The following is a 252-nucleotide window of genomic DNA, read 5'->3' as shown; positions in this document are numbered from 1 at the left end:
TAAGCGTACACGGTGGATGCCCTGGCAGTCAGAGGCGATGAAGGACGTGCTAATCTGCGATAAGCGTCGGTAAGGTGATATGAACCGTTATAACCGGCGATTTCCGAATGGGGAAACCCAGTGTGATCCGTCACACTATCATTAACTGAATCCATAGGTTAATGAGGCGAACCGGGGGAACTGAAACATCTAAGTACCCCGAGGAAAAGAAATCAACCGAGATTCCCCCAGTAGCGGCGAGCGAACGGGGAG

Annotated in this window: 1 rRNA gene; it reads left to right on the top strand. The window is 51.6% G+C overall.

What is annotated here, in order from left to right:
- Positions 1-252: ribosomal RNA gene (locus tag A9587_RS24335) — 23S ribosomal RNA — on the top strand; the annotation flags it as partial.

Origin of the sequence: Escherichia sp. MOD1-EC6162 (assembly GCF_002965125.1) — a bacterium.
Lineage (GTDB): Bacteria > Pseudomonadota > Gammaproteobacteria > Enterobacterales > Enterobacteriaceae > Escherichia > Escherichia marmotae.
The sequence above is the reverse complement of the archived record's forward strand: the minus strand, read 5'-3'. Positions and strand labels throughout refer to the sequence as shown.